We start from the raw sequence: 24,966 nt of genomic DNA, 5'->3' as shown, positions 1-24,966 counted from the left end.
GACAGCGTGGGCAGTTTTGCGCATGATCTTCTCGAGCGCTCTCCGAAGTTCGCCCCACTTCGTCTGGAGGTTGCGAGATGAGAATTCGTCGCTTCGCCCTGCCCATCGTCGCTGTGCTGGGTCTGTTGGCAGCTCTGCTGCCGGCCGGCCCGGCCGCGGCGGTCGGGGTCACGCCGGGCACGTATGTGAACTACACCTTCGATGCCGCGTCGCTGACGCAGGCCGAGTTCCGGATGACGATTCAGCAGGCGCCCGGTCGCGCCAACGTGTACTGGTCGAACCAGTTCCAGTTCACCGGCGGCGACGTCGGCGGCTACACCGGCATGCAGACACATCGCGACGGCGGTGGGATGTTCCTGTACTCGCTGTGGAACTCGACCGACTGGAAGGCCGGGTCGACCGGCACGTACTGCATCAAGTTCTCCGAGGACGGGTCGGGCGGTAGTTGCCGTCTCGACCAGGCACCGACTCCTGGGCACACGTATGGCTTCACCGTCGCCAGTGAAGGCAGTGGCTGGTACGGCGTGACCGTGCGGGACCTGACTGCCGGCACCTCGTTCAAGCTGGGCAGTCTGCAGACAGGTGCGGGCAACACGATCAGTACGTCGGGCATGGTCAGCTGGACCGAGTACTTCGACTGGAACAACAACAGCGCGACCTGTGCCGACGAGCCCTACTCCAAGCTCTCCATGGCGCTACCGACGTCTCCCACAGCGACAGCGCACTTCACCGGCAACTCGGAGAGCAGTGGATGCGCCGCTGACAGCCAGGTGACGGTGAGCGGCAGTACCGCAGTACAGGAGAACGGGATCGGCAACTCGTCGTCAGGTGATGTTCGGGGCAGCGGTGGTTGCCTGGACGTCTCCGGAGGCGGTAGTGCCAACGGTACGGCGATCCTGCTGTACACCTGCACCGGCGGGAACAACCAGAACTGGGTGCACTCGGAGGACGGCTCCATCCGCGCACTGTTCAGCTGCCTGGACGCCAGTGCTACCCAGCCTGGCGCAGTGATCCTCTACGGCTGCCATGGCGGAGCAAACCAGTCCTGGTCCGCACAGGCCGACGGGACGCTCCGCAACGGGTCATCCGGCCTCTGCCTGACAGCGCCGGCTAGTAGTGGCAACGCAGTACAGGCGACAACCTGTACCGGCGCAGCGAACCAGCGCTGGACACTGCCGCAGTGAGCTCAGCCGCCCTCGGGTGAGTAGCCAGGGAACGTGGCCGGCGGTTGCGGACCCGGGGGCGGTGCGGTAGGCGCTGGAGTCCGGCGACGGAGGAAGAAGAGGACCAGGAAGACGATGGCCAGGACAGTGCCGACCAGGAACGACGCAATGGCGGCCAGTACCGCGTACGCAAAGCCGGTCGGCGTACTGCGCGGACCCAAGGCGTAGACGGCGCTGGTCTCCTTGTCCGTGCAGGTTGCGATGTAGTCACCCGGTGGGACTCGGTCGCGCGAGCGGGCGACGACGTACCAGATGTCGTTGTCCACAGTGAGCGTCTCGGCCTGCGCCGGCGGTACGAGCTCCAGTACTGCGCCGTTGTCGTCGCGGACGTCGCAGGGCGCACGGAGTACCGGGATCGACGAGTAGACCGTCAGACCGGCCTGGTCGAGGTGGACCGTCCCGCTGTCCGCCCACTGCGGTTCCTGCGGCAGCGTATGCACCACGCGGTTGACGAACAGCCCGGTCAACGCCAGACCCGCAACAAAACAAGCGATTGCGAGCCAAAGCAACGTCTTGCGCTGCGGCCCCGCCGGCTGCCCGGGATAGACGGTCACGCCCCGAACGTTAGCTGCCATCCGGCCGACCCGGCCTCTCGGCCGGGTGATAGGTGATCGGCGGATAGTCCGGACGAAGGTCGCCGAGGCCCCGCCCACCGGGAGTCAGATCGCCCGGCGGCGGGTTGCCCGGTGGTGTGGTGCCCGGTGGCGGAGTGTTCGCCGCTCGTCTGCGGCGGATGCCGATGGTCAGCAGCCACGTTCCGAGGGCGAAGAACGCGAGCAGCGAGAAGACGACGCCGAGAAGTCCACCGACGAAGGCTACGAACGAGCTTCGTGGACTGAAGGCGTACTGGACACCGGCCGCCTTGGAACGGCAGCTGATCCGGACCTCGCCGGCCGGTACCGGCTTCGTCGACCGCGCGAACAGGTACCAGTACCGCATGTCAGCCTTCGCCACCTCACCGTCGCCCGAGGTGGTCAGCGGCACATCGACGCCATCCGCTGTCTTCACCTCACAGGTCGGCGCGGCCTCGTCCACCGACGCCCACAGCATCAGCCCGTCGCTCGACAGCTGGACGACCTCGGTCTCGAGCGGCGTCGGTGTGCTCGGCACGTTCTTGACCACCAGCACAGCGAAGAACCCAGCCAGCAGAACCCCCACCGCGACGCTGGCGATCGCAAGCCGCTTCATAGCAGAACGCTAGCCCCCGTAAGGGCCGTCCTGAGGTCTGTCCTGAGGCCGGTCTTGCGGGCGGTCCGGGTTGGGACCGGGGTTGTAGCTACTGGGCGGCGGATAGCCGGGGAAGTTGCTGCCGCCGTACTGCGGATAGCCGGGCGGCTGCGAACCGGGCTGCTGGTAGCCGGGTGGACCGGATTGCGGGTAGCCCGGCGCCTGCGGATAGCCGGGTTGCTGCGGATAGCCGGGTGGTGGGTTGTTGCGGAGGGTGTCGCGTTTGCGGCGGCGGGCGCCGGCCGCGAGGAAGATCGAGCCGAGGGCGATGGCGCCGATCAGGGAGAAGACGGCACCCAGGATCGCCAGCACAAAGGTGAGGATCGACATCCGCGGTGCCGCGGAGAAGGTCACGTCGGTCTCAGCGGCGAGGCCGACCGGGATGCAGTTGATCGCGTAGTCGCCGGCCGGTACCGACTCAGCCGAGCGGGCGATCGAGTACCACTCACCATCGTTGATCTGCAGCGACGTGGACTCGTCGGGCACCAGCGGCACGTCGGCCCCGTCCGGCCCCTTCACCTCGCACTCCGCCTGCACGTGATCCTCCGACGCCCAGAGCGTCAGCCCCGGCTTGGACAGGTGCACCAGCCCGCCCTCGATTGGCTTCGGCGCGCTCGGTAGGTTCCGCAGGATCAGCGCGCCGAAGAACACGACCAGCGCCGCGCCGACGACGAAACAGGCGATCCCAAGACGTTTCATGGCCGAACGCTAACCGCAAAAGCCCGTTCGACGGTACGCCGAGCAGCCGCAGAGCCCGTTTACGGTACGCCGAGCAGCCGCAACCCCGCCGCCGTCGCGGCCGCAGCGACGACGATGAGCACGAACGGCGCCTTCCGCCAAGCCAGTACTCCGCCCACCAGCACCCCCGCCGGCCGCGCGATCCCGGCGTCGCCGTGCCCGTCCGTCAACGCAGCCGTCGCCACCAAGGCGGCCAGCAACACGATCGCGGCAGCCGCCATCACCTGCTGAGCCCGCTCGGGCAACTCGAAGCGGGTCCGCAGCAACGGTCCCGCGAGCCGCAGCGAAAAGGTGCCAACGGCAAGTACGAGGATCCCCGCCAGCAACATCATCCGACCGACTCCAATGCCTGCTTCTCAGCGCGATAGAACAGCAACCCCACCAGCGCGAACAGCACCGGCAACCCGGCCGGCAGGAACGGCGTCGCCACCAACGCGACCACCACCCCGACCGCCGCAGCCTTCCGCGTCGACCGATCGCGCAGCGCCGGTAACACCAACGCCAGCAACACCGCAGGAAAAGCCGCATCAAGACCGAAAACATCGGTATCCGTGATCACCGACCCGGCCAGCGCGCCGATCAGCACCCCGACGTTCCAGCAGACGAAGATCCCGATCCCACACGCCCAGTACGCCGCCCGCTTCTGCCGCAACTCGTCCTGCCCGAGCGCGAAGGCGACGTTCTCGTCCGTCATCAGATGCGAACCAGGCAGCCGTCGCCACCCGCTCCCGATCACCTCGCTCAGCGCCAGCCCGAAGGCAACGTGCCGCGTATTCACCAGCAACCCGGCAATCGTCGCAGCGATCGGGCTTCCCCCGGCCGCCACGATCCCGACGAACAGAAACTGCGAGGCCCCCGCAAAGACGAGCAGCGACAAGGCCACCGGCACCCACAACCGCAGTCCCCCGCCGACGCTGATCGCGCCGTACGAGAGCCCGACCACGCCGTCGGCCAGACAGACCAGCCCGATGTCTCGCAGCAACCCACGATCTGATGTTCGCCATATCGAACGCATGAAGTTTATGATGAACACATCACAACTGTTCGTCAACCCGAACACCTGGACCGATGGAGCGAACACCGATGGACGGCAAGGCACCACTCGACGTGATCGCGGCCTCGTTGCGGGCAACCCGGGGCAGGAGCGGCCTCTCCCTCACCGAGGTCGCCAAGCGCGCGGGCGTCGCGAAGTCGACCCTGTCGCAGCTGGAGTCGGGCACCGGCAACCCGAGCGTCGAGACGCTCTGGGCGCTCTGCGTCGCCCTGGAGATCCAGTTCGCCGACCTACTCGACCCCCCACGCCCGAAGGTCCAGGTGATCCGGGCGAACGAAGGCCCGGCGATCTACTCCGAGCGCTCGGACTACAGCGCCACTCTGGTCGCGGCCAGCCCGCCACACGCCCGGCGCGACCTCTACCGCATCGTCGTCGCGCCCGGCCCGGGTCGTGAGTCCCAGCCGCACATGCCGGGCACGGTCGAACACGTAGTACTCAGCACTGGTCGTGCCCTGATCGGTCCGCTCGAGGATCCAGTCGAGCTGCACCCCGGCGACTACATCGCCTATCCCGGCGACGTAGCCCACCTCTTCAAGGCACTGGAGCCGAACACCACCGCAGTACTGGTGTCGGAGACGTCTTAGTTCTTGCGGGCGATCCCGCCGGCGATGCACTCCTCGATCTGGCTGAGCGGCTTGACCCGCGGGCCGTCCGGCCACCACTCGTCGCACAGGACCAGGCCCGGCTCGACCATCTCCAGGTCGCCGAACATCTCGGCGATCTTCTTGTGGGTGCGGAACAGCCCGCTGCCCATCGGGCTGTGGGTGAACCGCTCCTCCAGCGCCCGCGCGGTCTTGGCGTGGGCCGGGGTCTCCGGGTCGAGGAAGTGCGAGATCACCACGTACGAACCCGGCGCGAGCGCCTCGGCGTACTGCCTGATCAGGTCGGGCGCGTCGTCGCCGAGGTAGTGGTGCAGCGTGCCGTTCTGGATCAGCGCGATCGGCTTGCTGAAGTCGAGGAACTCCTTGACCCCGGGCGCGTTCAGCACCTCGTCGGGCTTGAAGATGTCGGCGCTGATGAACAGCGTCTGGTCGTTCTCCTCCAGCAGCGCGCGGCCGTGCGCGAGCACCACCGGGTCGTTGTCGATGTAGAGCACCTTCGCCGTCGGCTGCAGCCGCTGGACGATCTGATGCGTGTTCTCCGCGGTCGGCAGGCCGGAGCCGCAGTCCAGGTACTGCGTGATGCCCGCCTGACCGGCCAGGAACCGGCAGGCGCGGACCAGGAAGTTGCGGTTGGACCAGGCCAGGTCGGTCACCTGCGGGGCCACCGTCGCCACCTGCCGCAGCACCTCGCGGTCGATCTCGAAGTTGTCCTTGCCCCCCAGGAACGCGTCGTAGACACGTGCGATGCTCGCTCGCGTCGTGTCCACCCCGACCGGGACCTGGCTCGGGGACTTCGGGGCATCGGACATGAGCGACCTCGCAGATCGTCGGCAGAACACGCTGTTGGGAGTGACCCTACTAACAGTAGGGGAACGATTCCAGTTGGTGGGGGCGCGTCGGCCTGCCCCGGCCTGGCCCGAATCGTGAAATGATCCAAGCTTGCGTCGGGTGGACGAGTACAGGGAGGACGGGCGGTGACGGAGCAGGGCACGCCGGGCGGGCCGACCGCGCTGCGGATCATGCTCGGCGCCCACCTCCGCCGGATGCGCGAGCAGGCCGGGATCAGCCGCGCCGACGCCGGCTACGCGATCCGCGGCTCCGAATCCAAGATCAGCCGGCTCGAGCTCGGCCGGGTCGGGTTCAAGGTCCGTGACGTCGAGGACCTGCTCAGTCTGTACAAACTCGCCGACGCCGACGAGCGCGCCCGGCTGATCAACCTGGCCAAGCAGGCGAACAACCCGGGCTGGTGGCAACGCTACGACGACATCACGCCGAACTGGTTCCACTCCTACCTCGGGCTGGAGATGGCCGCCGAGCTGATCCGTACCTACGAGATCCAGTTCGTGCCCGGCCTGCTGCAGACCCCGGACTACGCCCGCGCGGTGACCCGGCTCGGCCGCGGCGAGCGGCCGTTGCCGACGGCAGAGATCGAGCGGCTGGTCGCTCTGCGCAAGACCCGCCAGCAGATCCTCGAGGGCTCGTCGCCGACCAGGCTCTGGGCGATCGTCGACGAGGCCGTACTGCGCCGCCCGATCGGCGGCCGGGCCGTCCTGCGCGCGCAACTGGAGCACCTCGCCGAGATGTCCCGCCTGCCGAACGTGACGCTCCAGATCCTGCCGTTCGCCTCCGGCGGGTACGCGTCCACCGGCGGCGCGTTCACGCTGCTCCGGTTCGCCGACGCCGACCTGCCCGACGTCGTCTACATCGAGCACCTGACCAGCGCCGTCTACCTGGACAAGCGCGAGGACCTGGACGAGTACGTGATCACCATGGACTCGCTGTCGATCGCGGCCAGCACGCCCCGCAGGACCCAGGAGCTGCTCACCGAGATCACCAAGACCTTCACCTGAAGTGATCCGGCGTGCACGATCGGTCAGCCAATGTCAGGGGTTGGTAAACCGACAACCAACTGCCCCCGGAGTACGTCATATTGTGTGCGCCCAACTCTCCCTTGGACGGAGTTGTAGACACACCGATGTCGAGTGATCAGCAGGAGCCGGAACCGACGACGCATCGCCGAGCCAGGCGCGCGGCCCCGAGGCGACGAGCCGGCCGACCACGCCGGACCCGTGCCGTCCTCGGGCTGACGCTGCTCGGATCCGTGATCCCGGGCACCGCCTACCTGTTCGCCGGCCGGAAGAAGCTCGGCGCGGCGGTGCTGACGATCAGCGTCAGCCTGCTGGCGGTGGCGGGCTACCTCGGCCTCACTCAGCGCAAGCGGATGCTCGAGCTGGCCGTGGCACCGGATCAGCTCCGGTACGTCACGTTCGGACTCGTCCTGCTCGGGGCGCTGTGGATCCTCGTCATCATCACGTCGCACCGGGCACTGCGGTCGGGCGTCGCGACGCCTGGTTCACGGGTCGGCGGCGCGCTCCTGGTCGGCCTGCTCAGCTTCGCGGTCGCAGTACCGACGGCTCTCGGCGTACAGACCGCGCGGACCCAGCAGGATCTCGTGCAGACGGTCTTTGCCGGAGGCAACAGCAAGAGCGCGACCCGGCCGACGATCAAGAACAAGAAGGATCCGTGGGCCGGCAAGCCGCGGCTCAACGTGCTGATGCTCGGCGCCGACGACGGTGCCGACCGCGACGGTGTCCGGACCGACACCGTGATCGTGGCGAGCATCGACACGGTGACCGGCAACGTCTCGCTGATCTCGCTGCCGCGCAAGCTGACCTTCATGCCGTTCCCCGAGGGCACCAAGCTGCACGACGCCTACCCGGACGGGTTCGGCAAGGAGGGCATCAGCCTGCAGGAGCGGCTGGAGTGGATGCTCGACGCGATCTACAAGAACGTGCCCGAGCAGCAGGGCGACGACATCGTCGGGCCGTCCGACAACGTCGGCGCCGACATCCTCAAGCTGTCGGTCGGTGAGGCGATCGGGCTGAAGCTCGACTACTACGTCCAGATCAACCTGGCCGGCTTCACCCAGCTCGTCAACGCGCTCGGCGGGATCACCGTCAACATCAACTACCCGATCCCGGTCGGCGGCAGCGACGACGACAAGCGGCCGCCGAACTACTACCTCAAACCCGCGCAGAACAAGCACCTCTGGGGTCTCGAAGCACTCTGGTACGCCCGCGGCCGGTACGGCATCAAGAACCCGGACGACGCCCGCAGCGCCCGCCAGCGGTGTGCCATCCACGCCATCGCGCAGGCCGCGACGCCGCCGAACCTGCTGAAGAGCTACACCAGCCTGGCCAAGGTCGGTAAGAACATGCTGCGGACCGACATACCGCAGGAGCTGCTGCCGGCCTTCCTCGAGCTCGCGCTGAAGATCAAGTCGGCGAAGGTATCCGAGGTGCCGCTGGACGGGCATGCGCTGAAGTTCGCGTACCTGCACCCGGACTACGACGGCCTGCGCGCGACCGTTGCGGCGGCGCTGGCGGCCAAGCCGGTCTCGACTCCGACCACGCCGGCCACGTCCGGTACGCCGAAGCCAACCGGGAAGCCCACCCCGGGGAAGCCGACCAGCAAGCCGACGACGAGCAAGCCCTCGACGCCGACCAGCGCGGCCCCTGCCGACCTCGCGAACGCCTGCGAGTACCACCCGGTCACGACGCCCTGATCATCCGGAAGTAAATCGTCCGGGATCAGTCCTACCGTGGCCGTATGGACTCCTGGGAACCACCCCTCGCGGGCACTGAGGCGGAACAGCTGATCGGTGCCCTGGAACGCTTGCGGACGACGTTTCGCTGGAAGGCGGACGGGCTCGATGCGGCCGCCCTGCAGCAGACCGTCGGTGCGTCCTCGTTGACGATCGGCGGGCTGCTCAAGCATCTCGCCGTCCAGGAGGACAACATGTTCACCGTGAAGTTCCGGGGTGAGCCGATCGGCCCGCCCTGGGACACCAGCGGCTGGAACGGCAACAAGGACTGGGAGTTCGCCTCGGCCGCTGCCGACTCCCCACAGACCCTGTACCGCCTCTGGGACGACGCGGTCGCGCGCGCCCGGGTGACGGTCACGGCCGCCTTGGCCGACGGAGGACTCGACCAGCCCGCCGCCATCACCTGGCCCGACGGGCGGCACGCCAGTCTCCGACGGCTGATCTGCGACCGGATCGAGGAGTACGGGCGGCATACCGGTCATACGGACCTGCTGCGCGAAGCGATCGACGGCCGGGTCGGCGAGGATCCGCCGTACGGGTGGCGACCGGTCAGCTGAGCTACTTGAGCAGGCCGACTCCGAAGGCGACGACCAGGACCGAGATCATCAACGCCGACACGGATTCCGCCGCCATCAAGAGCTTCGCGCGCGGGGTGAGCGGCATCGTGTCCGTCGGACTGAAGGCCGACGAGTTGGTGATCGAGACGTAGAGGTAGTCGACGAACCCCGGCACCCAGCCGGCCTTCTCCGAGGACCGGCGGGCGACCTCGGCGATGGCGTCGTGATCCTCGTCCTGCGGGAACCTGAAGTCGGCGTCCGGCAGGTTCGGCCGCTTGACCCGGAACCGCGACACCGGACCGCCACGATCCAACTCCCAGAACGCCAGCGCGAAGACGAGCACATTGGTCAGCCACACCTGCCCACCCGCCGCCAGCAACTGTCCTCCCGCAGTCGCCTCACCGGTCACCAGCGAGTGAATGAGCTGTACCAACGCGGCGAGATTGGTCACCGCGATCAACAACACCAACGCGATCGAAAGCCTGCGCAGGAAGCGATTCTGCCGACTCATCCGCCGCGGATTGGCCAGCACCAACGGCACGAACAGCGCCAGCTCCAACCCCGGCACAACGAACCGCGGCCCCAGCTGCATGGCGCTCGGCAGTACGGCGTACAACAAGATCGCCCCCACCACCGCCACAGCAGCCGGCAACCGCGTCTCCCCCGGATGCGCCGACGCCTGCACGCTCACAAGCTCATCAATCGGCCGTTTGCCACCACCATGCTCCAAGCAGAACACAGTCCGCGCGGATTGCCGCTATTTCCGCGAGCTCAGACGCAGCTCCAGTAGGGAGTAGAACACGTAGTAGTTGGGGATCTGGTTGATCTGGCTGAGCACTTTCCCGCGCTTGCTCCCCTTCGTCCTGAGGTAGAGCTGGCCGTTGGCCACGTACGCGGTCTCGACCTGCGCCCAGGGCGTCAACTTGCCCTTGGCGCCGACCAGGTCCCAGCTGATGGTGAGATCGCCGAACACCAGCGTGTCTCCCTGCCGGAACCGGACAACAGCTCCGGGCAGCTGCGTGACGGTCACGGCCTCCTGGATGGCAGGCCCCCAGGGGTCCACGGCGGCATTCCCCTCATGCGACCCCTCGATCGTGGCCGCGGCTCCGTCATGACCGACCACCCGGTAAGAGAAGCTGGTCTGGCTGACGGTGCCGAAGTCCGCCGTCTGCTTGAGGATGCTCTGTCGCACCTGCATCGAGTCCCAGCGGAAGGCCGACACCTGTCCGCGATGATCGACGAAGGTCATGCCGTGCTCGAACAGGTCGAGCCGCACCCTGCCCTTGTGAGCGGCTTTGTACCCCGCCCGCACGGCCCACCAGCCGGCTCCGATGGCCAGCGGCGTGAAGACGACCGACAAGAACGCGGGTCCGTCGGCCAGCAGCGACCCGAAGCCGAAGACTCCGCAGAGGACGGCCGTCACGCTAAGGATCACCCACCCCGACGAATGCTCCCTCGGCAGGTGGGTGGCCCGGTGCTCGCCCAGCCGCGCGTGGGCGACCGCCGCACTGATCCGGTCAGACAACGGAGTCCTCGTTTCCTCGGCTTACCTTGAGGCGTGAAGGTAGCAGACCTTACCTTGAGCAGGCAAAGTAGATCGCCGGAGGATGGAGATGCGCCATGTACGCGGCTGCGGCAACTAGAATCCCGGAGCTATGGCGTCCACTCGTATCCGCAGAACACCTGAGGAGTCTCGCCGGGCGATCCTGCAAGCAGCCGAGGAACTTCTCGTCGAGGGCGGGCTCGACGCCGTCACCGTCCGCGCCGTCGCCAAGCGGATCGGCATCACCGATGCGGGTGTCGCGCACCATTTCGGCAGCCGTCAGGATCTCCTCGTCGCACTCCTGCGGCACGGCGGCCGCCGGATGCGCGCCGCGATCGAACAGGCGGTCGCCGAATGGGCCGACAGCCAGGCCGATGTCAACGGCCTGATCCGGACCATCGCCCGCGTCTACGACCAGGGGTACGCCGAACTCGCCGTCGCGCTCCATGCGGCAGGCTGGGAAGACCCAGGAGTGGGATTCCTGGAGCCGGTCGTCCAGATCCTGCACGCCACCCGGACCCGAGCCGGGCGGCCGGGACCGCTGGCCGACACCCGGCTGGCCGTGGCCGCACTCCATCAGGCGCTCGCGCTCGACGCCACCTACGGCGCCGCCTTCCGCCGCAGCGCGGGAATCAGCGAATCCGCCGCCAACCGGCCGGGTCCCCAGCGAACCTGGTGGGCCAACACACTCCGCACTGCCCTCGGCCTACCGGACGACTGACAGCGGGTATGGCGGTCAGTTCGCGACCGGCACGGTCACCGCGGTTCGCCGGGGTGAGCTGTTCACAGTCGAGCTGGCGGACGGTACGACGTACCGGGGTCGACGGATCCTGGTATCCACCGGACTGACCGACGTACTACCTGAGGTGGCCGGTCTGACCGCCCAGTGGGGCAAGGATGTGCTGCACTGCCCGTACTGCCATGGCTGGGAGGTCCGGGACCAGGCCATCGGCGTGCTGGCGACCAGTCCGCTGGGTATCCACCAGGCACAGCTGTTTCGGCAGTTGAGCGACGATGTCACGCTGTTCCTGCACACCGCACCAGTACCGACCGACGAGCAGTGGGAAGAGCTCGCGGCGGGCCAGATCCCCGTCGTACGAGGCACGGTCGAGCAGGTCGAGGTAGCGGACGGCCGTCTGACCGGTGTCAGGCTGGCGAGCGGCGAGGTCGCTCCACGCGACGTCCTCGCGGTCCAGCCCACTCTGCGCGCCAAAGCGAGCTTCCTGACCGAGCTAGGTCTCGCGGTGACCGCCCAGGAGGTAGCCGGGCTCGTGTACGGCGATGCGCTCGTGGTCGACGCCAAAGGCCAGACAGCGGTGCCGCGATCAACGACGATCTGATCGCCGAAGAGACGCGCCTGGCCCTCGCCACGCGAGCAAGGTGACGGTCAACTGATGCCCTTGAGGAGCTGGCGGGCCATCACGATGCGCTGGACCTGGTTGGTGCCTTCGTAGATCTGGGTGATTTTGGCGTCTCGCATCATGCGTTCGACCGGGTAGTCGTGGGTGTAGCCGTAGCCGCCGAGGAGTTGGACGGCGTCGGTGGTGACGGCCATGGCGACGTCGGAGGCGAAGCACTTGGCGGCGGCGCCGAAGTAGGTGAGGTCGGAGTCGTTGCGCTCGGAGCGGGCGGCCGCGGCGTACGTGAGCTGGCGGGCGGCTTCGATCTTCATGCCCATGTCCGCGAGCATGAACTGCAGGCCCTGGAACTCGGCGAGCGCCTTGCCGAACTGCTTGCGCTCCTTGACGTAGCCGAGCGCGTAGTCGAGCGCTCCCTGGGCGATACCGAGCGCCTGGGCGGCGATCGTCACGCGGGTGTGGTCGAGGGTGGCCATCGCGGTGCTGAAGCCGGTACCGGGGTCGCCGATCATCCGCGACGCGGGGATCCGCACGTTGTCGAAGTACACCTCGCGCGTCGGCGAGCCCTTGATGCCGAGCTTCTTCTCCGGGGCGCCGAAGGAGACGCCGTCGTCGGCCTTCTCGACCACGAAGGCGCTGATGCCCTTCGACCGCTGTGCGGGATCCGTCACAGCGAAGACCGTGTAGTAGTCGCTGACGCCCGCGTTGGTGATCCAGCGCTTCACGCCGTTCAGCACGTAGCCATCGCCATCCGCGACGGCGCGGGTCTTCATCGACACCGCGTCCGAACCCGCCTCGGGCTCCGACAGGCAGTACGAGAACATCGCGTCACCGGCCGCCACCGGAGGCAGGTACTGCTGCTTGACCTCCTCCGACGCCGACAGCAGCAACGGCAGCGAGCCGAGCTTGTTCACCGCGGGGATCAGCGAGGTCGACGCGCAGGCGCGGGCGACCTCCTCGATCACGATCACGGTGGCCAGCGCGTCCGCGCCGGCGCCGCCGTACTGCTCGGGGATGTGCGGGGCATGGAAGTCCGACGCCTTCAGCGCGTCGTACGACGCCTTGGGGAACTCAGCGAGCTCGTCCACGTCACCGGCGTTCGGGGCCACCTTGGCGTCGCAGACGTCGCGGACGGCCTCCCGGATCGCCTGGTGCTCCTCCGACAGGGCGTACAGATCGAATGAGTTACTCACGAGTATCAATGTACGCCATGAGCCCGTCACCGGGCGATAACCGCGATCGGTAGAGTCCCCCGCATGACTGAAGGCACTGCGCGACCGCTGCGGATCGCGGTGATCGGCACCAACTACCTCGGCGCCAACACGGCCGCGGGAATGGCCGAGTTCGGCTTCGACGTGATCGGCGTCGAGATCGACGAGCACCGGCTGAAGCTGCTCAACGACGGCAAGGCCCCGCTGTACGAACCCGGCCTGGACCCGTTGCTGAAGAAGCACACCGACTCCGGCCGGCTGCGGTTCACCAAGGACTACACCGAGATCGCCGACTGGGCCGACGTGCACTTCATCTGCGTCGGTACGCCGCAGCTCGAGGGCAGCGATTCGGCCGACCTGGCCCAGGTCCACTCAGTCATCACGATGCTCGCCCCGCTGCTGACCAAGCCCACCCTGGTGGTCGGCCGGTCCACCGTCCCGGTCGGTACGTCGAAGATCGTCGAAGCACGCTTCCACGCCGAGGCGCCGGCCGGAAGTCAGGTCGAGATCGCCTGGCAGCCCGAGTTCCTGCGCGAGGCCCACGGGGTCGACGACACGCTGCAGCCGGACCGGCTGGTGTTCGGCGTACAGTCTGCCGCCGCGGAGGCCAGGCTGCGTGAGGTTTTCGCCCGGCCGATCGCCGGCGGCTCGCCGGTCGTGGTCTGCAACCTGCCCACCGCAGAGATCGTCAAGGGCGGCGCGAACGCCTTCCTGGCAACGAAGATCTCCTTCATCAACGCGCTCGCCGGACTCGCCGACGCGACCGGCGCGGACGTCACACTGCTGGCCGACGCGCTCGGCTACGACAAGCGGATCGGCCGCGGCATGCTGAACGCCGGCCCCGGCTACGGCGGCGGCTGCCTGCCGAAGGACCTGCGCTCGTTCATGGCCCGGGCCGGTGAGCTCGGCGTGGAGGAGATCATCACGCTGCTGCGCGAGGTCGACGACATCAACCAGCACCGGCGCGCGCGGATCGTGGACGTGGTGCACGAACTGCTCGGCGCCGAGTGGGTCGGCAAGAACGTGACCGTGCTCGGCGCGGCGTTCAAGGCCGGTACGGACGACGTGCGCGACTCACCCGCGCTCGACATCGCCGGCCGGATCCAGCTGCACGGCGCGACCGTCACCGTCTTCGACCCCGAGGCGATGGACAACGCCCGCAAGGTCCGGCCGACCTTCCGGTACGCCGACTCCGCCGCCGACGCCTGCGACGGCGCGCATCTCGTCCTGCACCTGACCGAGTGGCCGGAGTTCCGCGAACTCGATCCGGCCGCGCTGCGCGGCGTCGTCGAGGCACCGATCGTGGTCGACGCCCGGCTCACCCTGGACGCGCAGAAGTGGCGCGACGCGGGCTGGATCTACCGCGCGCCGGGCCGCCCCTAGGCCCTGGGGCTTTACGCGACCGTCGCGTTCCGCAGGACCGGGCGGGTGAGGGCGAACAGGCCGATCGCAGCCGACAGCACGCCGATGCCGAGGCAGACACCGGTGATGCCCACCCCGTCCAGGTCCGCGAAGCTGCCCAGTACCGGGTTCATCACGACGAGCGCGAGGCTCTGGCAGAGCACGACCACGGACTGCAGGCGGGACTGGTACTCACGCTCGACCGAGTTCATCAGCAGCGGCAGCACGTGCCCGGTGAAGGTGCCGACGCCGATACCGCTGACCACGCCGGCCAGGAAGGTCAGCGGTAAAGGGTCGAGCGCCGAAAGACCGAGCAGGCCGACACCGGCCAGGATCAGGCCGAGCGCGGCGAAGATACCGGGCCGGGCGAAGGCGCCGCGGGCAAGGATGCGCAGCGCGATCACGCCGACGCCCAGGCTGCGGCTGGCGACCAGCAGACCGGCGGTCGACGCGCTCCAGCCGTGATCTCTTGCCAGCAAGGGAAGCAGCAACGCGTCGAGTGGCATCAGCAGGCCGGCTGCCAGCGTCATCGTGATCAGCAGTGCCCGGGTGAGCGGCCGCCCGAAGGCCACCTTCACGCCGTCCACGATCGACCGGAACATCCCGGTCCGCGGCCCGGTGGCCCCCGCCGGCGTGTTCCGCAGCGCGAGCAGCACGACGATCATCACGGCGAACGTCAGAGCGTCGAAGCCCGCCGCGGCCGTCAGTCCCGACCAGGCGACCAGCACGCCGCCGACCGCGGTACCGGTGACTGCGAAGACGACACCGGTGACCTGGAAGCTGGCGAGCGCGCGTGGGATCAGTTCCGGCTGCACCAGCAGGCGAGGCATCGAGCGTGACGCCGGCAGGAAGAACGCGTCGATGACTCCGACGACCAACGCCGTGACCAGCAGCAAGCTGATCGGCTCACCGATCGCCAGGGTGGTCGGGACCAACGCGGTCGTGACCGCGAACATCGCGATACAGCTGGCCAGCAGGACCTTGGGTGCGCCGTACCGGTCGCCTACCGCGCCGCCGATCAGCAGCAGCACCGCCCGCGGCGCCGCGGCCACCAGAAGCACCAGTCCGGCGACCTGGCCGCCGTGCCGGCTGGCGGACCAGCCGATGGCGAACGTCATCGTCAGATCGCCGAGCAGGGACACGACAGCACCGAACAGCCAGATCCAGTAACGGACCGGGATGCGCTGCGTATCCGGTTCTGCGGGCGGAGTCACGATCGACGACCTTAGACGACGTTGGTTGGAATCTCACGGCTACCCGCCCCAGGCCTGTGGAAAACCGTAAGAGGTTCAGCTTTTACGCAGCTCTGCCGCGCCATCACGCACAGTACTGCCCTTCGCCCGCGCCACCTCGGCCAGGTTCTCCTGGAACGCGGTCATCTTGGTCAGCAGCTGCTCGTCGAACGCGGCGAGAATCCGGACCGCCAGCAGTCCGGCATTACGAGCGTTCCCGATCGAGACCGTGGCAACCGGAACCCCGGCCGGCATCTGCACGATCGACAGCAGCGAGTCCATCCCGTCGAGATACTTCAACGGCACCGGTACGCCGATGACCGGCAGCGGCGTGACGGACGCGAGCATGCCCGGCAGGTGCGCCGCGCCACCGGCCCCCGCGATCAGCACCTTCAGGCCCCGCTCGTGCGCGGCCTTTCCGTAGTCGATCATCTCGACCGCCATCCGGTGCGCCGACAGAACATCTGCCTCGAAGGGCACGCCGAACTCGACGCAGACCTCGGCGGCCGCCTTCATCGTCGGCCAGTCCGAGTCCGACCCCATCAGGATTCCCACGGTCATACTGTTCGCCTATTCGTCGATCGTGCCGGTCAGGTACGCCGCCGCGTGCCGCGCGCGCTCGCGGACCTCGGCCAGGTCATCGCCGTACGCCGTGACGTGGCCCACCTTGCGGCCGGGCTTCACGGACTTGCCGTAGAAGTGGACCTTGAGCCCCGGGTCGCGGGCCATGCAGTGCAGCAGCCCGAGATGCATGTCCTCGACGTCGCCGCCGAGCACGTTCACCATCACCGTGTACGGCGCCCGCGCGGCCGGTGAGCCGAGGGGCAGATCCAGCACGGCGCGCAGGTGGTTCTCGAACTGGCTGGTGACCGCGCCCTCGATCGACCAGTGCCCGGTGTTGTGCGGCCGCATCGCCAGCTCGTTCACCAGCAGGCGGCCGTCGCGGGCCTCGAACATCTCGACCGCGAGGATGCCGACCACACCGAGCTCGCCGGCGATCTTCAGCGCCGTCTGCTGCGCGTGAGCGGCCTTGTCGGGGTCGAGGCCCGGCGCGGGTGCGGTGACCTCGACGCAGATGCCGTCCCTCTGGACCGACTCCACGATCGGGTACGCGACCGCCTGGCCGTGGGGGGAGCGGGCGACGATCGCGGACAGCTCGCGGACGAAGTCGACCTTCTCCTCGGCCAGGATCGGCACCTTGGTGGCGAACGCCTCGTCGACGACCGGGTCCTCTGCGCTGGTACAGACCCAGACGCCCTTGCCGTCGTAGCCGCCGCGGGTCGTCTTGAGGATGATCGGGAAGCCGCCGATGCGCTTGGCGAAGTCCTCGATGTCGGCCTTGGAGGCGACGACCTGGTGGGCCGGGGCGGGGGCGTCGATGGTGTCGAGGCGCTGCCGCATCACCGCCTTGTCCTGAGCGTGCACGAGGGCGTCGGGGCCGGGGCGGACCTTGACTCCCTCCGCTTCGAGCGCTCGCAGCAGCTCGGTGGGTACGTGCTCGTGGTCGAAGGTCACCACATCGGTCTCGGCGGCGAACCGGCGTACGGTCTCGGGGTCGCGGTAGTCGCCCACGGGGGCGTCGGCGACCGCCTGGGCGGCGGAGACGGTCTCGCCCTCGGCCAGGACGCGCAGCTGGATGCCCAGCGCGATCGCGGACTCCTGGGTCATCCGGGCCAGCTGGCCGCCGCCGACCATGCCCACGACCGGGGTCCCTACCGGCAGGTCTTCACGCTTGAACTTCACGGGTGGAGCCTAATGTGCTGACCTGCTCCCGCCTGGGGCGGGCCGATCGGGTCACTCTTAGGGATGACTTTTCGCGCTGGATTTCAGCGTCGGACTGCTGGCCGGGTACCTTGGAAACTGCCCTGACCCAGAAGTCCGTGTTCACAGAGAGTCTCCAGGACCGTTGAAGATCGTCACAACGCTGTACCGCCAGGTGGAGCACCTGGTGCACGAAGTGGCCAAGTTCGGTCTGGTCGGACTGCTCGGCATGGTCGTCGACCTGCCGATCTACAACTGGCTGGTCTTCGACAACCCGCTGATCTTCGGTACGCCGGGTGACGGCATGCTGCACCACAAGCCGCTGACCGCGAAGTTCATCTCGGTCACCATCGCCACGGTCGCCACCTACCTCGGCAACCGGCACTGGACCTGGCGGCACCGTGAGCGCACCGGCCTTCACCGCGAGTACGTCCTCTTCTTCGTCCTGAACGGCATCGGCCTGCTGATCGCCGCCGGCTGCCTCGGCTTCTCCCGCTACGTGCTGGACCTCCACAACGCGCTGGCCGACAACATCTCCGCCAACGTGATCGGCCTCGGCCTCGGCACCCTGTTCCGCTTCTGGTCCTACCGCAAGTTCGTCTTCAAGGAAGAACTCGCCCTCGACGAAGCCGAACACCAGCACCCGAAGGCCCCCGACACCCCCGCAGCCCTCGACGCCGACAACACCGGCGACCTCCCCGCTGTCCGCTAGCCCCGTCGTTCCCACGCCAGCCCGTGGCTTAAGCTCCTCCGTCGCGCGGCTGCGAGAGTAGGCACCCCAGCCCTGGCAAGCCGGCCTCGTTGCGCGGTAATCCCTTGCGCTGGGATCGTTGAAGAGCCCAGCTATCGCCTCCAACCGGGCGACCCGCATCCCCCAAGCTTTGCCACAAGCTGCAATTCGCCACTTGCCAGTGGGTGGACGGGCACTGTGCATTCCATGCGCAGATGGCTCACCGGGATCCTGTCCGGACTTCTGTACGGCGTGCTGTTCGGGGTGGGCACGCACTATCTGATGCACCTCAGTTGGAGCGCGGCGTTGATCGCCGGCGCGGCGAGCGGTCCACCGTTCGGGGTCTTGATGGCGCTCGTGAAGCGGCGAGGGGATCGCGCGCTGTCGTCGCTGCCCGGCGACTTGACCCGCAAGGAACGCCAGGCTGCTGCCCGGGCTGCTCTGCGCGGTCCGGTGCCTACCGACCCTGCGATCAGGGCAGCGGCTTTGGCTTTCGGGCGGCTGCAGCTGGACCGGTATCAGGCTCGTTGGATGCGCGTACTGCTGATCCTGATGCCGATCCTGTTCGTACTGCTCGCGGTCTCGACCCTTCTCGACGACGATCGCCCGTGGTGGAGAGCCGTCCCCCAGCTCCTCGGCGCCGCCGCCTTCGGCCTCATGGCGCTCGAGCGCCGCCGGCTCCGCCACCGGGTTGCCGAGTTGTCAGCTGCCGACAACACCGGCGACCACCCCACCATGCGCTGACCGACGCGCTCCCACGCCGGCGGGCCCCAGTTGCTCCGGAAAGAGTGGGTTGGGTCAGTTATTCGCGAGGCGGCCGGAGAGTAGGTTCGCGGTGTCGTCGATCGGGTCGGCGTGGCGGTGGACGATCTTCCATTCGCCGTTCTCGCGCCGGAAGATCGTCGTACTGCGGAGCAGGAACGACGACGCCTCCGAGCCGTCCACCGACGCGGTGCTTCGTTCGATCGCGAGCAGGTAGGCGAAGTCCTCGCCGACGTCCGCCGCCACCACCTCCCACTCACACGAGCTGCAGCCGGAGAAATGTGCGGCGAGCTCCTCGAACATGGGAGCGACCTCAGCCCACCCGGTCGGGCTGAACGCGGCGCCGTAGACGGTGACCGGATCGGTGTGCGACCACAGAGCGAACCGCGGTGCGGCGTCGCCGTTGAGCAGCGCCGTCTCGGCCTCGTGAATGCGTGGCATCATCTCGGCGAGGAACTGCTGGGTGTCGTTCATCGGATCTCCTCGGTGTTCGGGTGGCGGCCGAGCCGGTGGAGCAGCTGGTCCTGCGGTGACGCGTCCGGGGACACGCCGGCGGACGTCGTCGCGAACGTGTCTTGCCGCGGGCCGAGATCGAGATCGAGCGAGTAGGCCAGCAAGAAGGCGACGACGTCGTCGGGAAGGGTCTCGTCCGCGCCGATCGCGCGGGCCAGGTCCCAAGCATGGATCGCGGCGTCGAGGATCCGCATCGACAGCAACTCGGCTCCGGACCGATCGCCGATCACGTGATGGGCAACGCGGTCGAGTGCGCCGTCCTCGTGAAAGCAGGCGACCATCCGGTCCGCGGTCGCCACGAACGAGGCCAGCGCGTCGTCGCCGAGGTGGTCGACCGACCGCGTGGCCTCGACCCGATCGGTCGGGGCGCCGTGGAGCAGCAGCTGATAGCGCACATTGGCGCCGACGACATGATCGACGAGCGCGCGGACGTCCCACTCGGTGCAGGGCGTCGGCCGTCGCCAGTCGCCAGGCCCGACGAGCCGGAGTCTGCGAGCGAATTCCTCGATGGCGACATCGAGCAGTACGAGAGTCTTCGCGGTGCCGGCCATGTCTGTCATGTCTGTCATGTTTCGCCTCCGCCGATCCCGCCGGCAGGGTTCGCCATCCCGGTCTGTCCGGGAAACCATCCCGGTCGGAGTACGAGTGCGCACTGCCACCCTCACCAGCTGCCCTGGAGGAGTAGCAGGAGGCCTGGGTTGGGGTCGGCCACGGTGGTGACGTTGGCTGCTACGACCAAGAGGGCGGCCACTGCCGGTACTGCCGTGAGCAGGACGAACAAACGGCGCCGGCGCCACGCCACCACCGACAGGCCGATGAGGACGACGGCCAGGAGGCCGGTCAGGATGCCCTTGAAGACGTGCCAGCGGACGTACTCGGCGAGCATCACGTCCAGCGCCGGCGACAGCGGGCCGTTCGCGAGCTGATCGCGGGCCTGGGACACGATGGCGGCCACATCGTCCGCGGGGGCGGACGCCAGATTCGGCAGCAGCGTACCGAAGGGCGACACGACGCCCTGGACGTTGAGGATCAGCAGAGCAGCCGCGACGAGGGCGAGTGCCCCGATCGGCACCCGGAACCGCTGGAGCCGGACAGCCAGCGTCACCAACACGGTGACTAGCAACGTACCGATCACCACCCGCACCAGGTGGTAGCGGAACTGGTGGTCGACAAGGGGCTGGAGATCGGGTGGGAAGCCGGTACCGCCGCCCGAGGCCCAGTAGGCGCCGAAAGCGCGCGGGAAGGCGTCACGCCGGTCGGGGCCGACTAGCGGCGGCGCGAGGAAGAACGCCGCGGTCAGGACAACGGCCATGGTGAAGAGCCCGGCGTCACGCCGCCGGGCAGTGGTGCTGATCAAGGGATGCTCCTAGTCGGATCGGCTGCGCAGGTACGCGAGCACGGCGAGGACCCGCCGGTTGGTGTCGTCGCTGACCGGCAGGTTCAGCTTGGTGAGGACGTTGCCGATGTGCTTGGCGACACCGGCCTCGGTCAGGGAGAGGATCCGGGCGGCCGCCGCGTTCGAGTGCCCCTGCGCCATCAGGGCGAGGACCTCCCGTTCGCGGGCCGACAGCTGCTTGAGCGGGTCGCTGCGGCGTTGCATGAGCTGCCGGACGACCTCGGAGTCGACGACCGTGCCGCCCTCGGCCACCCGGCGCAACTGCTCGGCGAACTCGGCCACGTCGCCGATGCGGTCCTTGAGGAGGTACCCGATGGACCGGCCGGTACCTGAGGCGAGCAGCTCCTCTGCGTAGCTGTGCTGCACGTACTGGCTGAGGGCGACCACCGCGAGGGCGGGATCCTCGGCGCGCAGCGCGACGGCGGCCCGCAGCCCCTCGTCGGTGAAGTCCGGCGGCATCCGGACATCGGTGATCACGAGATCCGGTCGGTGCTCGGTGACCGCGACCCGGAGCGCGGAGCCGTCCCCGACCGCAGCGACGACCTCGATCCCGAACCGGGCCAGCATCGCGCTCAGCCCCTCTCGGAGCAGTACCGAGTCCTCGGCGATCACGACGCGCACGGCAACTCCACCCGCAGGATCGTCGGGCCACCGGCAGGGCTCGAGATCAACAGCCGGCCACCGGCTGCGGCGGCCCGGTCCGCGAGCCCGGTCAGTCCGGATCCACGGTCGGGGTCGGCGCCGCCACCGCCGCCGTCGCGGACCTCGACCAGCAACAGGGCTGCCTCGCGTCGGGCGGTGACGGTGGCCTCGGTCGCACCGGAGTGCTTCACCGCGTTGGCCAGCGCCTCGGAGATCGCCGCGTACGCGACCCATTCCACGGTGGCCGGGAAACGCGACGAGGCGACGTCGACGCGTACTTCGAGGGAACTCGCGGCGGCCAACTCCTCGACGGCCGCCCGCAGGCCCAGCTCCCGCAGCGTGCGGGGGCTGATGCCCCGGATCAGATCACGCAGCTCGGCCATCAGCGCCTTGGCCTGGTCGTGCGCGGACGACATCGCGGCGGCAGCCGGCGACGAAGGCGGCAGATCGAGGCGGGCCATCCCGATCTGCATGGTCAGGGCGACCAGGCGCTGCTGAGCGATGTCATGCAGGTCGCGCTCGATCCGCAGGCGCTCGGCATCGAACGCGTTCATCAGCCGGGTCCGGGACCGGCCTACTTCGACCAGTTCCTCGGACGGCTCCGGACACAGCAGCATCCGGGCCAGCGCGGCGTGCGCTCCGCCGAACAGCGCGGTCAGGTAGAGCAGTACCGGGATCAGTACCAGCCCCAGACCGACCCGCCCGACGATGCCTGACATGGAGTCCATGACCGAGATCCGGTGGTCCACCGCGATCGGTGTCGAGACGACGATCAGCCCGATGACTCCGAGGGCCCCGAGCCACAGCGGGCCGACAGCGCCGAGCAGCACCAGGTACGCCACCGCTCGCCAGGTGGCCAGGTCGGTGTAGCGGTCGCCGCGGCTCCCGGGGCGCAGCGGGGCATCGCCGACCAGCCGCAGACGCCACCGCTCGGCGCGGGCCACTGAGAGCGCCAGCCGGGGGCCGAGCAGCGCGAGCAGGCCTACCCCGACGAGCCCGAGACCGGCCGCCAGGATCAGATAGCTGTCCGTGCGCCCGGCGGAGAGCACCACCACGGCCGCGACCACCGGAGCCAGCGGCACGGCCAGCAGGAGCCACAGAAGGCCGGAGGCCACCGCAGTGGTGGCGGAGTAGGCGAACCCACGCCAGGGCCAGACCGAGACCAGGAACCGTCGCCCGGTCACTGCCCGAAGCAGCGTTGCTGTCATGCGCCCAAGTTAGGCGCCCGCCCGCAACCTCCGACAGCGCGCTGGTTCGACTCCTGGAGTAGACCTGGCACTACCTACTAGGCTCGCGCCCGTGACCGACGGCGGCTGGATGGACGGCGACCCGGTCGGGAGCGACGGCGATCCGGCCCGGAGGGACGGCGATCCAGCCTTGAGCGATGGCGATCCGGTACTGCGGAGGACGCTGATGGCGGCTGGTCTGCCGGTGACCGGGCGCTTTGTGGCGAAGGCCGGCTGGGTCAGCCGGGCGTGGGTCGGCGACGAGTACGTCGTACGTGTGAACAACGGGCAGTTCCGCGACGCGTATCGCCACGAGGCCGCAGTCGTCGAACTGCTCGCTGGCACCGACGTCCCGCACGCCCGACACATTGCCCACGGCAACAGTCCGGACGGTGCGTGGTACGTGTCCGAACGGCTGCCCGGACGGACCCTGTACGACGCCTGGCCGGCGGCGGACCCGTCCACCCGCCGAGCGATGATCGAAAGCCTCGGTACTGCGTTACGCGCACTCCACCGCATTCCGGCCCCACCCGCCCTACTCCCACCCTGGCTAGCCGCCGCCCTGTCCGACGAGCCGGCTGACAAACCCTGGCCTGCATTCCATCCACCCGTAGTGAGCGCAACGCTCCAACAGGTCGAGGCCGCCCGGCGTCTGCCCAGCCATGATTCGCGCTTACTCGCGGACGTCGCCGACTGGATCCAGGACCGGCTCGGGTTGTTCGCCGCCGACGAACCCGTGCTCGTCCACGGCGATCTCCACGGATCCAACGTCATCGTCGACCAAGGCCGCGTCACCGGTCTCATCGACTTCGCGGAGGCGTTGGCTCAGCCGGCCGATGTCGAACTCGACACCATCCTGCGCTGGTGCGCGAGGGCGCGCGAGTACCCGCCCACACCCGACGGACAAGGACTCGACGAGACCACACTCGCAGACCTCCCCGGCTGGCTGCACAACGCTTATCCAGAGCTCTTCGACCGCGAGCACCTCCGCGAACGCCTGAACTTCTACGACATGTACGTCGAACTCGCCCTCTACGCCCACCACCCCCACCCCAACATCCGCAAAGCGGCGCACCACCACATCACCCACCTACTCACCGGCCACAACCACCTGGACGGACTCGCCTGGTAGTCCGTTGGCGCTGTTGTGCCACGCGCCCGCGGCTGCGCCAGCGCCGTTCGCGGGGAATGACCCACCGGGCCGTCGACGCGACGCCGGAAGGTGGCCGCGTCGGCGGATAAAGTTCCGTCTTCAGGCTGGGCTGGAGGGGGACGGGTATGAGCACTGTGGATCCGGCGGCGCAACGCCGCGCGAAGCAGCAGCGGTATGTGGGGCGGCCGGGGGTGTTGGCTGCAGCTGTTGTTTTCGCGGTGTTGCAGGTGGCGTGCGCGGCGGTGCTCGGGGTGGGCATCAGCGCGATGGCCGACTTCATCCGGCACTCGATCATCGACAGCGTCTTCGACGACCGGGATGTCTTCCCGGACTTCTGGGGGCCGGCGACGATGGGGATCGCGCTGGCCGTGGGGATCATCGGCACGATCGCGGCCGCCGCTTTGTCGAGTTCGTTCATGCAGCGGTACCGCGGCGGCGAGAAGCAGCCGTCCGTCTTCGCGCCGCTCGGGCTCGTCGCCGTTGCGGTCGCCGTCACGATCCACGCGCAGACCTGGACCGAGCCGCTCGAGGTCGGGACGCAGGTCGATCCGGCCTTCCACACCGACGAGGACTGGGGCGTCTTCTCCTGGATCGCGTACTACGCCAACATCTGGCTGCCCGCGCTGCTGATCGCCATCGCGGCGCTCGTGGTCTGGTACGCGATCAGGTACAACCGCCGCCTGCGCCTGCAGACCGCCAACCGGAATCGGCTGCTCACCGAAGGCCGCCGGGTCGCCGGCACGATCACCGAGGTCACCCTCGTGACGAGCCAGAACTCCGAGGGCCACAAGACGACCGTCGGCGCCGACATCGTGGTGAAGTTCACCGATGCCAACGGCACCGATCGCTGGGTCAAGCGCCGCAGCACCAACCGCTCCGCGATGCCCGGCCCTCGTCCTGTTCGACCCGCTACAACCAGCCAACGAGGACTCGATCTTCGTCGCCTTCACCGCCGAGCCGACGCCACCCGAATGGATCGGCACCGTCGCCTGACCCGGAGCTCGGCGGCTGCACCCGGCCGAGAATGATCTGC

The 24,966-nt window shown here is 68.5% G+C and carries 29 protein-coding genes; 12 read left to right on the top strand and 17 right to left on the bottom strand.

Going from position 1 to position 24,966, the window contains the following annotated elements:
• Positions 1 to 77: 77 nt before the first annotated feature.
• Positions 78 to 1,184 (top strand): ricin-type beta-trefoil lectin domain protein, encoded by a 1,107-nt coding sequence (locus tag ABD116_RS39885; RefSeq protein ID WP_343983417.1) that lies wholly within the window; start codon positions 78 to 80, stop codon positions 1,182 to 1,184.
• Between the two features lie 2 nt (positions 1,185 to 1,186).
• On the opposite strand, the gene ABD116_RS39880 is transcribed toward ABD116_RS39885, so the two are convergent.
• The 5 genes from ABD116_RS39880 to ABD116_RS39860 are packed head-to-tail and all read right to left on the bottom strand — an operon-like array spanning position 1,187 to position 4,203.
• The gene (locus ABD116_RS39880; RefSeq protein WP_343983414.1) at positions 1,187 to 1,777 is read right to left on the bottom strand and encodes a hypothetical protein; all 591 of its coding nucleotides are present in this window, start codon (positions 1,775 to 1,777) and stop codon (positions 1,187 to 1,189) included.
• A 10-nt stretch (positions 1,778 to 1,787) separates the two neighbouring features.
• Positions 1,788 to 2,411 carry a hypothetical protein gene (locus ABD116_RS39875; RefSeq protein WP_343983411.1) on the bottom strand — a complete coding sequence of 208 codons (624 nt, stop codon included), beginning with the start codon at positions 2,409 to 2,411 and terminating at the stop codon, positions 1,788 to 1,790.
• 9 nt (positions 2,412 to 2,420) lie between these two features.
• Positions 2,421 to 3,149, bottom strand: a complete 729-nt coding sequence (locus tag ABD116_RS39870; protein WP_343983408.1) for a hypothetical protein — start codon at positions 3,147 to 3,149, stop codon at positions 2,421 to 2,423.
• Positions 3,150 to 3,208: 59 nt separating this feature from the next.
• Positions 3,209 to 3,520 (bottom strand): AzlD domain-containing protein, encoded by a 312-nt coding sequence (locus tag ABD116_RS39865; protein WP_343983405.1) that lies wholly within the window; start codon positions 3,518 to 3,520, stop codon positions 3,209 to 3,211.
• Positions 3,517 to 4,203, bottom strand: coding sequence for an AzlC family ABC transporter permease (locus ABD116_RS39860; protein WP_343983402.1), 687 nt, complete (start codon positions 4,201 to 4,203; stop codon positions 3,517 to 3,519). The genes ABD116_RS39865 and ABD116_RS39860 overlap by 4 nt, the downstream gene beginning before the upstream one ends.
• Before the next feature lie 53 nt (positions 4,204 to 4,256).
• On the opposite strand from ABD116_RS39860, the gene ABD116_RS39855 reads away from it, so the two are divergent.
• A complete protein-coding gene (locus tag ABD116_RS39855; RefSeq protein ID WP_343983399.1) occupies positions 4,257 to 4,826 on the top strand; it encodes a helix-turn-helix domain-containing protein in 570 nt (189 codons plus the stop codon).
• Here ABD116_RS39855 and ABD116_RS39850 read toward each other — a convergent pair.
• Positions 4,823 to 5,653: an SAM-dependent methyltransferase gene (locus ABD116_RS39850; RefSeq protein ID WP_343983396.1), complete on the bottom strand. Its 831-nt coding sequence runs from the start codon at positions 5,651 to 5,653 to the stop codon at positions 4,823 to 4,825. The genes ABD116_RS39855 and ABD116_RS39850 overlap by 4 nt on opposite strands.
• Positions 5,654 to 5,818: 165 nt before the next feature.
• On the opposite strand from ABD116_RS39850, the gene ABD116_RS39845 reads away from it, so the two are divergent.
• From ABD116_RS39845 to ABD116_RS39835, 3 genes are all read left to right on the top strand, one after another.
• Positions 5,819 to 6,694, top strand: a complete 876-nt coding sequence (locus ABD116_RS39845; protein ID WP_343983393.1) for a helix-turn-helix domain-containing protein — start codon at positions 5,819 to 5,821, stop codon at positions 6,692 to 6,694.
• 125 nt (positions 6,695 to 6,819) lie between these two features.
• On the top strand, positions 6,820 to 8,409 hold the full coding sequence (locus tag ABD116_RS39840; RefSeq protein WP_343983390.1) for an LCP family glycopolymer transferase: 1,590 nt from the start codon (positions 6,820 to 6,822) through the stop codon (positions 8,407 to 8,409).
• 44 nt (positions 8,410 to 8,453) lie between these two features.
• Positions 8,454 to 9,005, top strand: coding sequence for a mycothiol transferase (locus ABD116_RS39835; protein ID WP_343983387.1), 552 nt, complete (start codon positions 8,454 to 8,456; stop codon positions 9,003 to 9,005).
• 1 nt (position 9,006) lies between these two features.
• Here ABD116_RS39835 and ABD116_RS39830 read toward each other — a convergent pair whose 3' ends face one another.
• Both ABD116_RS39830 and ABD116_RS39825 read right to left on the bottom strand, forming a co-directional pair.
• Positions 9,007 to 9,696 (bottom strand): hypothetical protein, encoded by a 690-nt coding sequence (locus ABD116_RS39830; RefSeq protein ID WP_343983384.1) that lies wholly within the window; start codon positions 9,694 to 9,696, stop codon positions 9,007 to 9,009.
• A 66-nt stretch (positions 9,697 to 9,762) separates the two neighbouring features.
• The gene (locus tag ABD116_RS39825; RefSeq protein WP_343983381.1) at positions 9,763 to 10,530 is read right to left on the bottom strand and encodes a DUF6585 family protein; all 768 of its coding nucleotides are present in this window, start codon (positions 10,528 to 10,530) and stop codon (positions 9,763 to 9,765) included.
• Positions 10,531 to 10,660: 130 nt separating this feature from the next.
• Here ABD116_RS39825 and ABD116_RS39820 point away from each other — a divergent pair, with 130 nt between their 5' ends.
• The gene (locus tag ABD116_RS39820; RefSeq protein WP_343983378.1) at positions 10,661 to 11,269 is read left to right on the top strand and encodes a TetR/AcrR family transcriptional regulator; all 609 of its coding nucleotides are present in this window, start codon (positions 10,661 to 10,663) and stop codon (positions 11,267 to 11,269) included.
• Between the two features lie 145 nt (positions 11,270 to 11,414).
• Positions 11,415 to 11,888 (top strand): NAD(P)/FAD-dependent oxidoreductase, encoded by a 474-nt coding sequence (locus ABD116_RS39815; RefSeq protein WP_343983374.1) that lies wholly within the window; start codon positions 11,415 to 11,417, stop codon positions 11,886 to 11,888.
• A gap of 47 nt (positions 11,889 to 11,935) precedes the next feature.
• On the opposite strand, the gene ABD116_RS39810 is transcribed toward ABD116_RS39815, so the two are convergent.
• Positions 11,936 to 13,099 (bottom strand): acyl-CoA dehydrogenase family protein, encoded by a 1,164-nt coding sequence (locus ABD116_RS39810; protein WP_343983371.1) that lies wholly within the window; start codon positions 13,097 to 13,099, stop codon positions 11,936 to 11,938.
• A 63-nt stretch (positions 13,100 to 13,162) separates the two neighbouring features.
• Here ABD116_RS39810 and ABD116_RS39805 point away from each other — a divergent pair, with 63 nt between their 5' ends.
• The gene (locus ABD116_RS39805) at positions 13,163 to 14,500 is read left to right on the top strand and encodes a UDP-glucose dehydrogenase family protein (RefSeq protein WP_343983368.1); all 1,338 of its coding nucleotides are present in this window, start codon (positions 13,163 to 13,165) and stop codon (positions 14,498 to 14,500) included.
• Between the two features lie 11 nt (positions 14,501 to 14,511).
• Here the strand turns inward: ABD116_RS39805 and ABD116_RS39800 are convergent, their stop codons facing one another.
• The 3 genes from ABD116_RS39800 to ABD116_RS39790 form a co-directional block, all read right to left on the bottom strand.
• Positions 14,512 to 15,732: an MFS transporter gene (locus tag ABD116_RS39800; RefSeq protein ID WP_343983365.1), complete on the bottom strand. Its 1,221-nt coding sequence runs from the start codon at positions 15,730 to 15,732 to the stop codon at positions 14,512 to 14,514.
• Between the two features lie 75 nt (positions 15,733 to 15,807).
• Positions 15,808 to 16,311 (bottom strand): 5-(carboxyamino)imidazole ribonucleotide mutase, encoded by a 504-nt coding sequence (gene purE / locus ABD116_RS39795; protein WP_343983362.1) that lies wholly within the window; start codon positions 16,309 to 16,311, stop codon positions 15,808 to 15,810.
• A gap of 9 nt (positions 16,312 to 16,320) precedes the next feature.
• Positions 16,321 to 17,493 (bottom strand): 5-(carboxyamino)imidazole ribonucleotide synthase, encoded by a 1,173-nt coding sequence (locus ABD116_RS39790; RefSeq protein ID WP_343983359.1) that lies wholly within the window; start codon positions 17,491 to 17,493, stop codon positions 16,321 to 16,323.
• A 163-nt stretch (positions 17,494 to 17,656) separates the two neighbouring features.
• On the opposite strand from ABD116_RS39790, the gene ABD116_RS39785 reads away from it, so the two are divergent.
• Both ABD116_RS39785 and ABD116_RS39780 read left to right on the top strand, forming a co-directional pair.
• The gene (locus ABD116_RS39785; protein WP_343983355.1) at positions 17,657 to 18,223 is read left to right on the top strand and encodes a GtrA family protein; all 567 of its coding nucleotides are present in this window, start codon (positions 17,657 to 17,659) and stop codon (positions 18,221 to 18,223) included.
• 225 nt (positions 18,224 to 18,448) lie between these two features.
• A complete protein-coding gene (locus ABD116_RS39780) occupies positions 18,449 to 18,985 on the top strand; it encodes a hypothetical protein (RefSeq protein WP_343983353.1) in 537 nt (178 codons plus the stop codon).
• A 54-nt stretch (positions 18,986 to 19,039) separates the two neighbouring features.
• On the opposite strand, the gene ABD116_RS39775 is transcribed toward ABD116_RS39780, so the two are convergent.
• The 5 genes from ABD116_RS39775 to ABD116_RS39755 form a co-directional block, all read right to left on the bottom strand.
• Complete coding sequence (locus tag ABD116_RS39775) at positions 19,040 to 19,477, bottom strand: YybH family protein (RefSeq protein ID WP_343983350.1); 438 nt, start codon at positions 19,475 to 19,477, stop codon at positions 19,040 to 19,042.
• A complete protein-coding gene (locus ABD116_RS39770; protein ID WP_343983347.1) occupies positions 19,474 to 20,085 on the bottom strand; it encodes a TIGR03086 family metal-binding protein in 612 nt (203 codons plus the stop codon). The genes ABD116_RS39775 and ABD116_RS39770 overlap by 4 nt, the downstream gene beginning before the upstream one ends.
• A 92-nt stretch (positions 20,086 to 20,177) precedes the next feature.
• Positions 20,178 to 20,873 (bottom strand): hypothetical protein, encoded by a 696-nt coding sequence (locus ABD116_RS39765; RefSeq protein ID WP_343983345.1) that lies wholly within the window; start codon positions 20,871 to 20,873, stop codon positions 20,178 to 20,180.
• Positions 20,874 to 20,882: 9 nt separating this feature from the next.
• Complete coding sequence (locus tag ABD116_RS39760; protein ID WP_343983343.1) at positions 20,883 to 21,533, bottom strand: response regulator transcription factor; 651 nt, start codon at positions 21,531 to 21,533, stop codon at positions 20,883 to 20,885.
• On the bottom strand, positions 21,521 to 22,762 hold the full coding sequence (locus ABD116_RS39755; RefSeq protein ID WP_343983340.1) for a sensor histidine kinase: 1,242 nt from the start codon (positions 22,760 to 22,762) through the stop codon (positions 21,521 to 21,523). The genes ABD116_RS39760 and ABD116_RS39755 overlap by 13 nt, the downstream gene beginning before the upstream one ends.
• Positions 22,763 to 22,853: 91 nt before the next feature.
• On the opposite strand from ABD116_RS39755, the gene ABD116_RS39750 reads away from it, so the two are divergent.
• Positions 22,854 to 23,912, top strand: coding sequence for a phosphotransferase family protein (locus ABD116_RS39750; protein WP_343983337.1), 1,059 nt, complete (start codon positions 22,854 to 22,856; stop codon positions 23,910 to 23,912).
• Between the two features lie 146 nt (positions 23,913 to 24,058).
• Positions 24,059 to 24,961 carry a hypothetical protein gene (locus ABD116_RS39745; RefSeq protein ID WP_343983334.1) on the top strand — a complete coding sequence of 301 codons (903 nt, stop codon included), beginning with the start codon at positions 24,059 to 24,061 and terminating at the stop codon, positions 24,959 to 24,961.
• The last annotated feature ends 5 nt before the right edge of the window (positions 24,962 to 24,966 follow it).

It is taken from the genome of Kribbella koreensis (assembly GCF_039525325.1).
In the GTDB taxonomy this organism is placed as follows: domain Bacteria; phylum Actinomycetota; class Actinomycetes; order Propionibacteriales; family Kribbellaceae; genus Kribbella; species Kribbella koreensis.
This window is presented reverse-complemented; position numbering and strand designations above follow the sequence as displayed.